Annotated in this window: 10 protein-coding genes; 1 reads left to right on the top strand and 9 read right to left on the bottom strand. The window is 51.8% G+C overall.

What is annotated here, in order from left to right; all coding sequences use genetic code 11:
* Nucleotides 1-192 precede the first annotated feature (192 nt).
* Entirely contained in the window at nucleotides 193-873 is a 681-nt protein-coding gene (locus AC50Y5_RS00910) for an SDR family NAD(P)-dependent oxidoreductase (RefSeq protein ID WP_056034370.1), read from the top strand.
* 171 nt (nucleotides 874-1,044) lie between these two features.
* Here the strand turns inward: AC50Y5_RS00910 and AC50Y5_RS00905 are convergent, their stop codons facing one another.
* The 9 genes from AC50Y5_RS00905 to AC50Y5_RS00865 form a co-directional block, all read right to left on the bottom strand.
* Nucleotides 1,045-5,268 carry a hypothetical protein gene (locus tag AC50Y5_RS00905; protein ID WP_494857834.1) on the bottom strand — a complete coding sequence of 1,408 codons (4,224 nt, stop codon included), beginning with the start codon at nucleotides 5,266-5,268 and terminating at the stop codon, nucleotides 1,045-1,047.
* A 680-nt stretch (nucleotides 5,269-5,948) separates the two neighbouring features.
* A complete protein-coding gene (gene pheT / locus AC50Y5_RS00900) occupies nucleotides 5,949-8,393 on the bottom strand; it encodes a phenylalanine--tRNA ligase subunit beta (protein ID WP_494857830.1) in 2,445 nt (814 codons plus the stop codon).
* A 24-nt stretch (nucleotides 8,394-8,417) separates the two neighbouring features.
* Nucleotides 8,418-9,449 carry a phenylalanine--tRNA ligase subunit alpha gene (gene pheS, locus AC50Y5_RS00895; protein WP_494857828.1) on the bottom strand — a complete coding sequence of 344 codons (1,032 nt, stop codon included), beginning with the start codon at nucleotides 9,447-9,449 and terminating at the stop codon, nucleotides 8,418-8,420.
* A 415-nt stretch (nucleotides 9,450-9,864) separates the two neighbouring features.
* Nucleotides 9,865-10,677 (bottom strand): copper amine oxidase N-terminal domain-containing protein, encoded by an 813-nt coding sequence (locus AC50Y5_RS00890; RefSeq protein WP_494857826.1) that lies wholly within the window; start codon nucleotides 10,675-10,677, stop codon nucleotides 9,865-9,867.
* A 132-nt stretch (nucleotides 10,678-10,809) separates the two neighbouring features.
* Nucleotides 10,810-11,733 carry a dihydrodipicolinate synthase family protein gene (locus tag AC50Y5_RS00885; RefSeq protein ID WP_494857824.1) on the bottom strand — a complete coding sequence of 308 codons (924 nt, stop codon included), beginning with the start codon at nucleotides 11,731-11,733 and terminating at the stop codon, nucleotides 10,810-10,812.
* A gap of 239 nt (nucleotides 11,734-11,972) precedes the next feature.
* A complete protein-coding gene (locus AC50Y5_RS00880) occupies nucleotides 11,973-12,548 on the bottom strand; it encodes a dihydrofolate reductase family protein (RefSeq protein ID WP_494857822.1) in 576 nt (191 codons plus the stop codon).
* A gap of 140 nt (nucleotides 12,549-12,688) precedes the next feature.
* Nucleotides 12,689-13,075, bottom strand: coding sequence for a RidA family protein (locus tag AC50Y5_RS00875; protein ID WP_056034351.1), 387 nt, complete (start codon nucleotides 13,073-13,075; stop codon nucleotides 12,689-12,691).
* 56 nt (nucleotides 13,076-13,131) lie between these two features.
* On the bottom strand, nucleotides 13,132-13,992 hold the full coding sequence (locus tag AC50Y5_RS00870; protein ID WP_056034349.1) for a sensor histidine kinase: 861 nt from the start codon (nucleotides 13,990-13,992) through the stop codon (nucleotides 13,132-13,134).
* 22 nt (nucleotides 13,993-14,014) lie between these two features.
* Nucleotides 14,015-15,463 carry a copper resistance D family protein gene (locus AC50Y5_RS00865; protein ID WP_494857820.1) on the bottom strand — a complete coding sequence of 483 codons (1,449 nt, stop codon included), beginning with the start codon at nucleotides 15,461-15,463 and terminating at the stop codon, nucleotides 14,015-14,017.
* Nucleotides 15,464-15,540: the final 77 nt, after the last annotated feature.

Raw genomic sequence — 15,540 nt, 5'->3', positions numbered from 1 at the left:
TTCTAATTCATCGCGATGTATTCACGGCTTTTACGATAATGGACTGAAATATCATTTTTCTTTTGCTACCCTGTAAGAAAAATTGATAACTGCCGCACTTTCCCTTCCCGCTTCCCTTTGATAAGATGGTCATTATAGCTAAAAGTTAGCGCTTACGAAGTTTTTCTCGCAAAAGCCGAAGGGAGAGATACGATGAGCCTTTTAAATGGGCGTGTGGCAATTGTAAGCGGCGCAGGCAGTGGGCTCGGAAGGGCCGCTTCTCTATCGTTTGCAAAAGAAGGCGCAGAGGTCGTGTTGCTGGGCCGGCGATTGAACAAGCTCCAAGAAACCTTTGAGGCGATTAAAGAGGCTACCGGACGGGAAGCGCTTGTTATACCTACAGATGTCACCGATGAACAGCAAATTAAGCAAGCGGTTATACTAGCTGTCGGCAAGTGGGGCAAAATTGACATTTTGCTCAATAATGCTGCCGTGCTGGAGTCTGGACATGTTATTGAGTTGACTTCTGAAAACTGGCATACGCAGGTTGCTACTAATTTGACAGGACCCTTTTATTTATCAAGAGCTGTCATTCCATATATGCGTGCAGAACGCTATGGTCGCATTATTAATATAACATCGGGCCTTTCCTGGAACGGTGCCGGAGGTTATGGCGCTTACAGCGCGGCCAAAGCCGGGCTTGAATCGCTAACCCGGACACTTGCTGATGAAGAACATGAATATGGCATTCTCATTAATTTGTACAACCCTGGCACGCTTCGCACCGAAATGCATGCCACGGGCAAGGACCCGGCAGTCGTCACACCAGATTTGCTGCGTCTCGCAAGCCTGCCCCGCGGCGGTCCAACAGGCAGTACGGTCAGCTATGGCTAATCGGGCGAGCCGATATATATCAAAATCCCTTGAATGAAACACGGGCAATTGGCTCGCTGCTTTATTCAAGGGATTTTTTTGCGCCTCCTCAGCGCAGCAATATGCGAAAAAATCCGTTTATCATCGCAGTTCCGGGGGACCGGGCGAGATAAACGGATTTTTTGAGTAAAGCTAGCTTTGCTCGATTAGTTCAATCCATTCATTGTATTCGTTTTGCAGCAAGGAGTATTCGTGCGCCAGCTTGCCATGCTCGATCGTAAGCTTCTCGTGCTCTGCCCGCAGCTGCTCTGTCGATTGGACGGCTTCAGACCACTCCAGCTCAAGCTGCTGCCTGCGTTGATCAACTTGCTCACTCAGCTGGGCTGCCGCAGCGGCTTGCGCCAAAGCGGCCTCCAGCTGCCCCTTCAGATGCTCCTCGCCAGCTTGTCGCTCGGACTCTTCCGCAATCATCCGGTTTAATTCATCTGTCAATTGCTCAGAACGCTTGCGTTCTTGCTCCATTTGCTCATCCAGTTCCTGCTGTTTGTGTAGTAAAATGTCGAGCTGCTGAGCCGCGATACGCTCACGTGCCGCAATCAATTCAAGCTGCTCCGTAAGCTCCTGCTCGTGCCGAGCCAGCTGTCCCAGCTTTTCATCCAGCTCCAGCTCGTGGAACTCTGCCCGCTCTACTTTCTCCTGAAGCTCCTGCAGCTTGCTTTGCCATGAAGCCTGCTCATCCTTATGCTGCTGTTCCACTTTCAGCTCGCGTTCACGGTATTGCTCGTCGAACTGCTGCTTCTGCTGCTCAATTAACCTAGCATATTCAGCCTGCTTCTCATGAAGCTGCGATCTTAGCTCCGAGCAATCACGTTCCAGCTGCTCCGACTGCTCCATTTGTTCAAGCTTCAACAGCTCCAGCTGATCGGCAAAATCCTGCTTGAGCTGGTTCGCTGCATCATCCCGCTGCTGCTCCAGCATAGCAAGCTGCCGCTGATGCTCCTGTGCCAGCTCCGCATGAACAGCTTCGCTTTCCCGCTGCTTCGCTTCGAGTGCTTGCTCCAGCTCACGAAGCTTAAGCGTAAGCTCTCCTCGAGCTGCTTCGCCCTCACGCTGCTTGGCCTCCAGTGCTTGCTTCTGCTCACGAAGCTGCAGCTCCAGCGCTTCACGCTCTTCTTCGAACTGAATTTCTTGCTCCAGCTGTTTTTCTTCCGCATTCTTTTTCCATTCTTCATGAAGCTGGACTTGGGCCGCAAGCTGTTGTTCAAATGCTGTAAGCCGCTCCTGATACTGCTGCTCCTGCTCGTTTCTAGCCTGCTCATAGTGAGCTTGATGATCTTGCTGCAGCTGCTGAAGCTTGCTAAGCTCTTCCTGCAGCTCCATAACACGCAGTTCAGCCTCATCCGCTTTAGCCGCTTCATTCGCCAAATACTTAGCCTGCTCAGCGATTTGCGCTTCGGCTTCCTTCAATCTATTGCCTAGCTGCGCACGCGTTTCGGCATGCTGCTCATTAATGACATGCAGCTCGTCCAGCTGCTGGCGAATTTCGCCAAGCTCGGCGTCACGCTCCTGGCGCTCCTGCTCTAGTACTGCAAGGGAGGAGCGCAACGCTTCTTCCTGCTCCATAGCTTGCAATAAGTGGTCATCTGCCACGGAAATACGCTGTTCAAGCGCAGCTTTTTCCTTGACAGCTGCTTCTTGAAGCTCGGCAACAGCTGTTTGCAGCTTAGCCCGCTCTTCTTCCCAATTTTTATATCGCAAAGCGAGGTCAGCCTTCAAGGCTTGCTCCTGCTCCGTTAACTCTTTCATATGTGCGGAAACCAGCTTCTCGACATTAGCCGATGCTTCTGCAAGCAAGCGCTGCTCATGCTCGTCAAGCTGCTGCTGCTGCTGTTCAGCCGTATTAGACAGCTCCAGCTTCCATTCCTCTTCACGCTGTTCAAGCTTCGCCTGCCAGCCCTGCTCAAGCTGCTTCACACGCTCAGCTAGCTGATGTGCAGCAAGCTCAATCGCTTGGGCTTTAGCTGCACGCTCCGCTGACAATGCCGCTTCCGCTTCTTCAAGCAGCTCTGCCGCAGTTGCCTGCTCGCGTTGCAGTTCTACTTGAGCTGAAGCTTTCAGCTCCGCTAGCTTCGCTGCCGCTTCCGCACGTTCACGTTCGACGAGAGCTTGCGCGGCCGCCTCGGCTTCGGCGAGCTTCGCAGCTGCTTCCGCTTGCTCGCGTGCAAGTCCCTCTTCTGCGGCGCTTTTCGCTTCTACAAGCTTCAATGCTGCATCAGCCTGCTCACGCTCCATTCGCTCCTGTAAAGCTTTCTCGACTTCAGCAAGCTTAGCCGCCGCTTCCGCACGTTCGCGCTCCAGCTGCTCTTGTGCAGATGCTTCTGCCTCTGTCAACAGCTCAGTCGCTGCTGCGCGCTCTTGCTCCAGCGCCTCTTCCGCTGCTGCTTTCGCTTCCAGCAGCTTCGCTTCGGCTTCTAACCGTTCGCTCACCACACGCTCCTCGGCAGCATGTACTGCCGCTTCTGCTGCTGCCAGCTTGGCTGCCGCTTCCTCACGCTCGCGCTTCAGCATCTCTTCCGCTGCGCTCTGCGCCTCTGCGAGCTTCGCAGCAGCGGCTTCGCGCTCCCGCGCAACCTCTCTTGCCGCGATGCTTCTTGCTTCGGTTGCTTTTGCTTCGGCTTCTGCCAGTTTAGCGGCTGCTTCGGCACGTTCACGCTCCAACTGCCCCTGCGCAGACGCTTCCGCCTCCGTCAACAGCTCCGTCGCTGCCGCGCGTTCCTGCTCCAGCTCCGCTTTTGCTTCCAGCAGCTTGGCTTCCGCCTCTGCCTGCTCGCGTTCCAGCTCCGCCTTCGCAGCCGCTTCGGCCGCCGCTAAGCCTGCTGCCGCTTCCGCGCGCGCCTCTGCAAGCGCTGCTGCCGCTCCGCTCCGCAATTCCGCCTGCTTCACGGCGGCTGCCTCGCGCTCCTGCGCAAGCTGCTCCTCGGCGATCAATTCCGCCTCGATCAGCTTTTCCTCTACTTCCGCTATTTTCGCTGCAGTCTCGGAAATTTTCGCTTCCGCTTCGGTCAGCTTCGCCGCCGCTTCAGCTCTCTCGCGCGCAAGCTTCGCATCTGCTCCACTCTGCGCTTCCGCGAGGCTCGCTGCCGCTGCTTCACGCTCACGAACAAGCTGCTCCTGTGCAGACGCTTCCGCTTCGGTCAGCTTTTCAACCACTTCCGCGAGCCGCTCTGCCGCTTCGGCACGCTCGCGCTCCAACTGCTCCTCGGCGATAATTTCCGCCTCGATCAGCTTTTCGGCTGCTTCCGCACGCTCACGCTCAAGTGCCTCATCCGCTGCACTCTTCGCCTCCGCCAGCTTTGCTTCTGCTTCCGCACGCTCCCGCGCAAGCGCCTCATCCGCTGCACTCTTCGCCTCCGCCAGCTTTGCTTCTGCTTCCGCACGCTCCAGTTTAAGCGCCTCATCCGCCGCACTCTTCGCCTCTGCCAGCTTCGCTTCTGCTTCCGCTCGTTCCCGCGCAAGCGCCTCATCCGCCGCACTTTTCACATCCGCCAGCTTTGCTTCTAATACGCCAAGCTTCGCTTCCGCTTCCGCACGCTCTCGCTCAAGCGCCTCATCCGCCGCACTCTTCGTCTCCGCCAGCTTCGCCTCTAATACGTCAAGCTTCGCTTTTGCTTCTGCACGCTCACGCTCCAACAGCTCTTCCGCAACGATTTCCGCTTCGATCAGCTTTTCGGCTGCTTCCGCCAGCTTCGCAGCCGCCTCAACGCGCTCGCGCGCCACTTGCTCCTCGGCAGCTGCCTCGGCTTCCGCAAGCTTTTCCGCTGCACTGGCCTGCTCACGCGCAAGCGCGCCTTCTAGCGTAAGCTTCTGGGCAGCAAGCGTCTCCGATGCTTCCTCGCGCTGACGCGCAAGCGCTTCCGATGCTTCCTGCTGCTGCGCTGCAAGCCGCTCATCCGCTTCTGCCAGCATATCCTTCAGCTGATTTTCCGCTACTGCGAGCGCATGCATCAGTTCCTCGGCAGCTTTCTTCTTCGCCTGCTCCAGCTCGGATTCAAAAACCTCCTGCAGCTCCTGCAGATCGATTTCCGCCTTTACCTGCAAAGCCTGATACTCCTCGCGCAAGCTTGCCATCATCCCTTGGAGCTCTCCAAGCTGCTCGGCAAGCACTAGCCGCTTCGCCTCAGCGTCATGCAGCGACTCATTATCGCGGCGCAGGCGGAACACTTCCTCGGTCATCTGCACAGCTGCGAGCACTGCAATTCTTGGCAGGTCCAGCTGTGGATAACCTTTGGCAATTTTGTTCATGCTATCATCTATCATTCCGGCAATACGCCGCATATATTCTGAGTTGGAATGGCCCTTCAAACGATATTGATGCCCATATATATCAACGGTTACTACAGTTTGCTCAGTATCCATAAAACATTATCCTCCTATAGGTGTTTCTCGCTCCCTTATCAATCAGCAGGATTGTTTCCCCAATCCTTATATATAGAAGAACATATCACATAGAGTCTTATATTATAGTTGCATTATATCAAGGTGAAACGGCTGTCGCTATCCTTTGGCGGCGCGGCGCGTTTCATTCCGAGAAATATAGAGAAGGGATGGACACATCATATCCTTTCCTATATTTTAAGGTGAAACGGCTGTCGCTATCCTTTGGCGGCGCGGCGCGTTTCATTCCGAGAAATATAGAGAAGGGATGGACACATCATATCCTTTCCTATATTTCAAGGTGAAACGGCTGTCGCTATCCTTTGGCGGCGCGGCGCGTTTCATTCCGAGAAATATAGAGAAAGGATGGACACATCATATACCTTCTCTATATTTCAAAAATAACTGTAAACGACTGCTTCTGTCTCAGACATAAAGCTTGACCCATCTTTATAGTTCAACCCAAAATGCAGCACTGACTCCCAAGCAGATCTCTATCCATGTTTCGACTAACAAAAAGAACAAGTTTTGATGACAAAACGACACGGTCTTCCACTCTGGAAAAAACGCCCAAAAGCCTGCTCCAGCTTAAAAAACAAAGCAAAAAGCCGTATCGATAGTCCACAAGGAACTATTTCGATACGGCGTGGAAGGTTTCCTGCCTATTTTCTTAATTCTGCTTTAAAAGATTGTTCTAATCCAGCAACGACCTTGCCATGCAGCTCGGTCACTTCTTCATCGGTCAGCGTGCGTTCTGCATGACGGTATACAAGAGAGAGCGCTACGCTCTTTTTGCCTGCTCCCAGCTTCTCGCCTGTGAACACGTCGAACACGCGTACGGACTCAAGCAGCTCGCCAGCCGTTTGCCATGCGAGGGCAGTCAGTTCGCCTGCAGGCACTTCCATATCCAGCACGACAGCAATATCACGCTGCATCGCAGGATAACGCGGCAGCGCCTTGTAGACGATTTCGTCGCCAGCCAGCTGATAAAGCGGTGCAAGCTCGATTTCCAGCACATACGTATCTGCCAGGTCGCTCTCGAGCTGCAGCGTTGGGTGAAGCTGACCAACGTAGCCGATCACTTCTGTGCCATGCTCAGTTTCCAGTTGAACAGCTGCCGTTCTTCCCGGGTGAAAATGCTCCGGCTGCGCCGCGGCATAACTCACCTTATCGGCAATGCCGAGTACAGCAAATACAGTTTCCAGAACTCCCTTTGCATCATAAAAATCAACAGCAGAAGCTTTGCGGTTCCACTGCGGCTCTACACGGTTTCCAGTCAGCAATGCCGCAAAGCGATGCTTCTCCTGAGGAAGACGCGTCAGCTTCTCTTCTTCTGTGTGGAATACGCTGCCGATTTCAAAAATGACAGCCGATTCATTTTTGCGATTGCGGTTATAGGCTGCTGTTTCCAGCAATTGCGCGATCAGCGTCGTCCGCAGCACGCTGCGCTCCTCGCTCATCGGCATCGACAGCTTCACAGCCTTCGTCGCTTCACCCGACAAGGCAGGGAACAGCTGTGTCCGTTCAGGTCCTGTGAACGAATAGCTGATGACTTCATGCAGGCCAGCATCCGTCAGACGCTTGCGCAGCTCGCGGCGAATCGCTTGCGGCTTCGTCAGCGCCCCTGGCGTTACATCTCCGAAAATCGGTGTAGTCGGAATGTTGTCATATCCGTAAAGGCGGGCAACCTCCTCAATCAAATCTACATCATACGAAATGTCGCCTCGGCGCGATGGCACTTCCACTTGGAATACGTCATCTTCACTAACGCTATAGCCGAAGCTTAGACGATTCAGAATCGTTTGCACTTCAAGGCTGGAAAGCGAGGTGCCTAGGTAGCGGTTGATTTTAGCCAAAGCTACTTCAACGACCTGCTGCTTCGCCGGAGCTGTCGTCACTTCCACGATGCCCTCCGTAGCGAGTCCGCCTGCAAGCTCCGTAATCAAGGCAGCTGCGCGGTTCAACGCCGGAATAACGCGGCCCGGGTCCACTTCCTTCTCGAAGCGAATGCTGGATTCTGAGCGAAGGCCGAATTGGCGCGATGTTTTGCGAACCGTTCCACCATCAAATCTGGCCGATTCCAGCAAAATATTAACCGTATCGCCCGTTACCTCCGAATTGGCTCCACCCATAACGCCCGCAAGCGCGATTGGCTTCTCGCCGTCTGTAATGACGAGCATTTGCGGCCCAAGGCGGCGCTCTTGGTCATCTAGCGTAAGCATCGTTTCGCCTTCATGCGCCAAACGCACGTCGATTCGTCCGCTTTTCACTTGATCTGCGTCAAAGGCGTGAAGCGGCTGGCCATACTCCAGCAGAACAAAGTTCGTTACGTCAACGACGTTGTTGATTGGACGAATACCTGCGGCAATAAGGCGATTTTGCAGCCACAGCGGAGACTCGCCAATTTTCACGCCTTTAATGTAACGCGCACTGTAGTGGAAGCACTGCTCAGGAGCGCTGATCGTCACTTGTACATGGCTGTCTGTACGCTCGGAAGCATGAGCAATTTCCGGCTCAGGAATACGCACCTCGCGTCCAGTCAATGCGCCAATTTCATACGCCGTGCCGATTACGCTGAGGCAATCCGAACGGTTCGGCGTCAAATCCAGCTCCAGCACCTCATCGTTCAGCCCAAGCACGTCAGCGATTGGCGTTCCGATTACCGTATGCGGCGGCAATACGAGAATGCCTTCCTGCTGCTCCTTCGGCAGCAGCTTGTCATTAATGCCAAGCTCTTTCGCCGAGCAGATCATGCCCTGCGATTCTACGCCGCGCAGCTTTGCGCGCTTAATATGCAAATCGCCCGGCAGCTTTGCTCCAACGGTAGCGACTGGAACGAGCTGTCCCGCATCGACATTTTTGGCTCCGCAGACGATTTGCAGTTCTTCGCCTGTGCCTACATCTACTTTGCACACGTTCAGCTTATCCGCATCCGGATGCTTCTCGCGCGATTTGACATAGCCGACAACGACGCCTGTCACTCCCTTGTTGCGGGATTCCACCTCGTCGATCTCAATGCCTCCGCGCGTCATTTTTTCGGCAAGTTCTGCGCCCGTAAAGCCAGATAAATCAACATATTCATTCAACCATTGATACGAAATTTTCATCGCTTTGCTCCCCTTCCTTTCCTGCTACATTTTCGCGAATTGTTGTAAAAACCGAAGATCGTTCGTATAGAAATGACGAATATCGTCAATGCCGTATTTCAGCAGCGCAATTCGCTCTACACCCATGCCGAAGGCGAATCCGCTCACTTCGTTCGGATCGTAGCCGCCCATCTCCAGTACGCGCGGGTGCACCATGCCGCAGCCGAGAATTTCCAGCCAGCCCGTCTGCTTGCACATCCGGCAGCCATGTCCGCCGCATTGCGCACAGCTTACGTCAACCTCCGCGCTTGGCTCCGTGAATGGGAAGAAGCTTGGACGAAGACGGATTTGCGTTTGCGAGCCGAACATTTGCTGGGCAAATTGCAGCAGCGTGCCTTTCAGATCGCTCATGCGAATGTTAGGCGCAATGACAAGACCTTCAATTTGATTGAACTGGAAGGAATGCGTCGCATCGTCATCATCGCGGCGGTATACTTTGCCTGGACAAATAACTTTGATCGGCTTGCCTTTCATCGCTTGCATCGTTCTCACTTGAACCGGGGATGTTTGCGTACGCATCAAAATATCGTCGGTAATGTAAAACGAATCCTGCATATCGCGCGCCGGATGGTTTTTCGGCAGGTTCAATGCCTCGAAGTTGTAATAATCCGTCTCTACTTCTGGGCCTTCCGCAATCGTATAGCCGAGCCCGATGAAAATATTTTCAATTTCCTGGGCTACCTTGTTTAGCGGATGTACGGCTCCAGTTGGCAATGCTTTACCCGGCAGCGTCACATCGATCGTCTCGCCGCGCAAGCGCGCTTCCGTCTCCGCTTGCTGGAATACCGCCTGCTTCTCTTCAATAACGGCTTCAATCGCCGTACGCACGTCATTGCCGACTTGGCCGATAATCGGACGCTCCTCGGCGCTAAGTCCGCCCATGCCGCGCAAAATTTCGGTTAGTGCGCCTTTTTTCCCTAAATATTTTACCCGCAGGTCGTTAAGCACTTGCGGATTGTCTACCTGCTGCAGCTCCTGCAGCGCTTCGCCGCGCAAAGCCTCCAAACGTTCCTTCATCTGATGCTCGCCTCCTCATTCTTTTGAACAAACAAAAAAGGCCCCTTCTTCCCGCAAGGGACGAAAGAACCGTGGTACCACCCTAATTCGAACAATCTGCTTATTCCCTCTCTGTACGGACAGGGATAGCACTAGCTTGCTCCTCAATCCCGTTAACGGCGGGAACCGAAACATTCCTACTTGCGGGCATGCAGCACCTGCTGGCGCCACGCCGGGTTCAGAAGTCTGCTCAGGAGTGAACTTCAGACAGCCTGTTTTCACGAAAGACGCTCTCAATCTATGGCGACTTCTCCCTGTGTGAAGGCACTGCTTACTTTTCTCCGTCTCAGCATTTCAACTCATATGGATACAATATCTTTTACATTATAAGCAAATGAATGGCGCGATGCAATAACTGGCACGCAATTTGCCCGAGTTAAGCTCCCGAAATCGGATTTTTGCCTTTGGTAAAGCTGACGCTATCCGCCTTCCATATGCCATTCACCTTGATTATTTTAGTGCCTCGCATAATGAATTCCGTTTCCCAAGCATCATGGCCAATGTCCAGCGATTGAAGAAAGCTTCCTGTTGTTTTGGTTCTATAGCTGCCAGACGTTACTGGATCTTTAAACGTATAATTATACTCCAGGCCTTTATTTTGAATGATGACATTAATGAGTCGGTCGGTAAAATAAGGCTTGAAATAAGTGCGAATCTGCTTCACGGATGATACATCGGCTGCTTCGTTTAATTTATCAGACAGCTGCTTCAGGCGGGCTGCCGATGCTTTTTCAGCGGCCAAAAGCTTAACCGGCTCCACATATACAACAAGCTGCTTCCCTTCGAATGTAATCGTTGCGACTTGGCCATATGAATTCCAGTCTACACTTGCACCCAGCATTTGGCTGACGAACCGCAGAGGAACATAGGTCGTGTTGTTGATTAATTGCGCCGGTACGTCGAGCTCCGTTTCAGCTTGATTGACAAGCACCTTTTTTGAGTTAATCGTAAGAAGCATTTCAATACCGTCTTTTTGGATTTCAATCGTTTGAAGCTTCTGGCTCCACTCTACAGCAGCCCCCATATTTTGTGCAACATCGCGCAGCGGAATAAGCATCCGGTTGTCCTTCAATTTTCCATTCGTAAGCTCTATAGGCCGATCAGCCGCAAAAACAGGCGCCGAAAGGGCTGGAAGAGCCAGCAGTGCCGCTGCCATTAAGCCCAACGCGAATTTTTTCAACATCATCATAACCTCCGTCATCAAAAAGTAGCGGTTGTCTTATCTCTGTAAATTATTTAGACGTGGAGCATCTAAAAAAGTTACTTAGCTAGCAAAAAAGCGCCATCTTTGAAAGATGGCGCCGCCTGCTTCAAGCAGCCGCTATTCTAATAAAGTCTGCTTGACAAATTGATTGAATTTCCTGAACTGCTCGATTTCGCGCTCATGTGTCACTTTGAAATCCGATGCTTTTTTCGAGCGGCTTTTCAGCGTAATTTCCAGCCCTTCAAGCTGCAAATAATAGCGGGTGCCGATATGATAATGACGACCTTCATAGAGACAGGATGCTCCGAGATAGTTTTGCAGCCATTCAGCTTTATCCGGCTGCTTGTCCCAGTTGTCCGTCAGCCAAGCATACAAATCAGGCTGGAAACTGGCGAGCATGCCGCTGTATCCGCCGCCACCCAATTGCATTACTTCAAGTACATGAGGATTGTTCGCTACAAATATGTTAAGCGGAGTGCCTTCCGCTGCCTTGATTTTCGCTTTAATTTGCTCTAGATTGTTGCTGCATTCCTTCATAAAAGTAAATCTGCCCGTATCTGCACACCATTTGACAAGCTCTGGCGACAATAGGCGGTGATAAGGAATTGGACATTCATAAAGCCCAAAGGTCACATCAGGGAACGTCTCCAAAATCGTTTGCGCACGTTTTTTCCAAGCTTCTTCATCTTCATCCTCGGCAGCCAGACGGTTCGTTACGAGTACGAAGGCATCCACGCCCGTTGCTGAAATTTGCCTAATCTCCTCAAGCTGCTGCTGAAAGGACTCCGAAATGTGGCCTGAAGCCACGACAGGCACTCTTTCCGCCGTCTTTTCCTGCACGAAGCGCGCTACCGCTACCCTTTCCTCCAAAGAGAGATGAAGCATTTCACTGGACAAGCAAACCGCAAACAACCCATGCACACCATTGTCTATGTACCAATTAATCAGCTGTTCCAGAGCCGGATAATCAACCTCATTATCCTTGGTAAACGGTGTAAGCATAACGGGCCAGACGCCTTTCGGTGCTTGCTTCACTTGCATTTAAACCCCGCCCTTCACATTTTGATCCCCTACATGTTACAACAGATATATAGGCTTTGAAACCGCTTTAACTTATTTGCACTGATATTTAAACAACACCTCTGAAAATATATTATTTTTAAACAAAGGCTATGTTAAATTCTAATGTTGATTTATGACCATAAGAAAACCGCCTTTGCGAAAAGGCGGTTAATTGAGCTAACGTCTCCCGTTTAGCGTAATCACCTTAAGTGACAAGGTCATCTTACCGTCTGGTAAACGAGACCTATGGCTCCAGAATCAAAGGTCTTGTTTTCGATTAGCTTAAGATTGATCTTCTCCTTGAGACCTTGGAATAACGGCAATCCCTTACCGATCAGGACGGGAGAAACCGTAATTTTATATTCATCAATTAAATCAAGCTGCATAAGGTGGTGTGCGAACCTAGGGCTACCGAGGATGACCATATCCTTGCCTGGCTGCTGTTTGAGGTTATTGATCTCTTCCTCGACATCTTCTTTCACGAGTCTGGAATTATTCCATTCGACTTTCTCCAGCGTCGTGGAAAAAACGATTTTGGCTGTCTTTTCGATCCACTCGGCATGATTCCGTTCATGCTGCGAAGCTGATGGGTTCGAAGGCACAGATGGCCAGTAACTGTGCATCATCTGATAAGTCCCACGCCCCCAAATGACAGTGTCGGCAGTATTCAGAATTTCTTTCGCGTGTTTCTCCAAATCAGCATCGTAGGAAACCCAGCCAATGTCCATTTCACCATTCGGCCCTTCTACAAAACCGTCAAGCGATGTGTGCAGAAATAGAACGAGTTTTCTCATTTTCAGTTCTCCTTTGTTCATGAGGGATATCTACATTATACATTTACTACATTATTAAGGTTTAACAAAGCCTAAACAAAAGCAACGAAAAACAGCTCCGTCCATCTTTACGATGAGCAAGGAGCTGTTTTTAGACTCGCCTATTGTTGAATAATGGCTTCGGCCTCTATTTCGACCAATAATAGCGGATCAATGAGTGCTTTGACTTCTACCATCGTGGATGCTGGTTGAATCGTGCGGAAAAACTCGCCATGCGCCTTGCCGATTTCTTCCCATTTTGAAATGTCGGTAACGAACATTCTTGTCCGCACAACATCGGACATGCTCGCCCCTAGTTCAGCCAAAGCTTTCTCGATCGTTTGCAGCACAAACCGAGCTTGCTCGTATGGATCTCCTTTGCCTACTACTTCGCCATCTTTCATCGCCGTCGTTCCTGCGACCTCAATCCGGTTGCCAACACGAATGGCGCGGCAGTAGCCGACAAGCGGCTCCCATGGAGAACCTGTAAATACCTGTTTTCTGCTCAACCTGCTCACTCTCCCCACATTATCATTTGTGCTTCCTTTTAATCGTTGTCTTCATGCTAACTGTCGCTTAAAGGCTCCGTTGCTATTTCCACACAAGTTCCTTGGTCCCGCTCGCTCTTTACACGAAGCGTCCAGCCCATCTGCTTTGCTCGTTCACGCATCATGCGAATGCCATAGCGGCCTTTCGCCTCCAACTGCTCGGCGTCTGCCCCTCGCCCTGTATCCGCTACGATACAATGAAAGCTGCCCAGTGCTCCGCCTTCAAGCGGATAACAGGCGATGCTCACATGCGCCTCATGTGTATGCTTGCGAATATTCATCAGCGCCTCGCGCACAATTGCCATCAGCTCGACCTTCTCTTTGTCCGACAGCGCATGCTCAGACAATTGCCAATTAACTTCAGCAGTATAGCCCCCAGCTTCCCGCAGCTCCTCGGCAAGGGAATGAATGGCTGCTCGCCAAGGCCCTTCAGCAGGACTTGCAGCTGTTGACGATTTCAAGTTGGCAATGGACTGGCGAACATCCTCATACACGTGCCGGACTGTTCCACGAATTTGTTCAGTCGTCTGACGAACACCCTCCGGTGTATGGGCGTGCTCCAAGCTATCCAGCTTCACGGAAAGCAGAAACAACGACTGCGAAATGCCATCATGCAGCTCACGCGCCAGCTTCTCGCGCTGCTCAAATGAAGATTTCGACAGCCGTTCGCGCTGCAGCGCATCCTGCATTAGCTCTAAACGCTTGAACAAACCGCGCAGCAGCGTCAGTGTAACTAGAAACACGAGCACAGGAGCAAGCACATTGCCCAAATCCATTGAAATGTATGGCAGCAGGAACGCATGCCGGACATATTCCCAAAGCCCAATTATAAGTGTTGGAATCCACAAGATCAACCATTTCAACCATCGATATGACACTCGCTACCGCTCCCAGCTTGCATTAATAGTTTTCAAAATCGATGCTTTCTTCCACCTTTTCCCCACTCTTATCGACCACATGCAGCTCGGCCGTCCATTTCCCGGGGAATGGGATGTCCATTTGCTCTGCATGGTACGACGTTCTCACAAAACCAGGAAACGATTCATACGACTTATCCTCAAAAATCGCCAGCGGCACCTCAAGTGGCGCAAGCTGCTGTCTGTCACGCGAATGCAGCACCAGCTTTACTTCAGAAGGCTCTCCCAGCTGCTCCGGCAGCCATATTTTCACCTCGAATTGATTCGTTCCTGGCTCATTAGGCGTTATATTAACGGTAAAATGTCGCGTTTCCCCCATCTTATGAAATCGGACTGGCGTATTGTCTGGTAGTGGGCTCATATAGGTGAACACGCCGACAATGAGCGTGATCGCCAGCATTAAGCCTGCATCCACTTTCAGCATCAAGCCGTGTGGCAGCTCCCCCCGCCGAACACGGGCCCGAAGCAAAGCGCCTGTGACGATGACGAGCGCGACCAGCGCGATTTTCACAATTAGCCATATGCCCCAGCTTGTATAAAATAAATAGGACAGGCTTGGCAGCAGCAACAGCGTAATCGCCGCACCCGTAATGATAAGCAGCGCCATGGATATCCAAGCTGCTGTCGTGAAGCGTTCTGCAAACCGCCCTGCTTCCTTCCGATCAACAAACCATAAGCCCAGCAAAATCATCAAGCCCCCGCTCCATACAGCCGCACAAGCGAGATGGATAAAATCAAGCACGATGCCCAAATTCATATTCGACTGCAGCGCCGCCACATGGCCGCTCCAGCTCTCAATAGCAAGCAGCAGCAGCGCCCAGATGAGCTTGAACGTATCGCTTGCTTTGATAACAGCAAAGCCAAGAAGCGACAAGATAAGCAGCGCAAGCCAGGCTTGGCCGGTATTCGTTTCGGTGAACAGCCTCAACCATTCCGGCCCTCCGCCTCCGTAGCCTTCCATCAAGCTTCTCGCATTGGCGAATACATACAATAGGGAAGCCAGCAGCAGCGCCCGCATCATTGGCAGGCTCCATTGCTGCATTCGTTTGCGCTGTTCATCGCTTCCTGAGCGAATGCCACTGAACCACAGCATCATTCCGGCCGCCATCAGCAGCGCGGTGTAATACACAATTCTTGCTGTATAAAATAAGGCTGTGCTGACACTGAGTCCACTGTCGTGGCCGTGATCCATATTTTCCATCTGGTCATGTCCAACCTGCTCATGCGGATTAAAGCTTGCTGCCAGTGTTGGGAAAGCACCAGAAATCTGCTTAGGCTCTAAGATTCGAGCTGCATGTGCATCGGCTGGCATGAGGCCAACTAACAGCACAGCGCTAAACAGAAGCAAAGCCAGCACCGCATACAAAGATAATATTCTGACAGGTGAATGCGGTACAAGCTGTTTGCTCCGGGAGATTAATTTTAAAATCATGCTGCAATTCCCTTCCTTCAGTTATCCTCTTGTAACAGTTTACCTTACAAGACAGCAAAGGACAATTCACAAGGCAC

It is taken from the genome of Paenibacillus sp. JT22N7, assembly GCF_059383875.1.
Note: the sequence above shows the minus strand (reverse complement) of the source record. Positions and strands in the feature narration are given on the sequence as shown.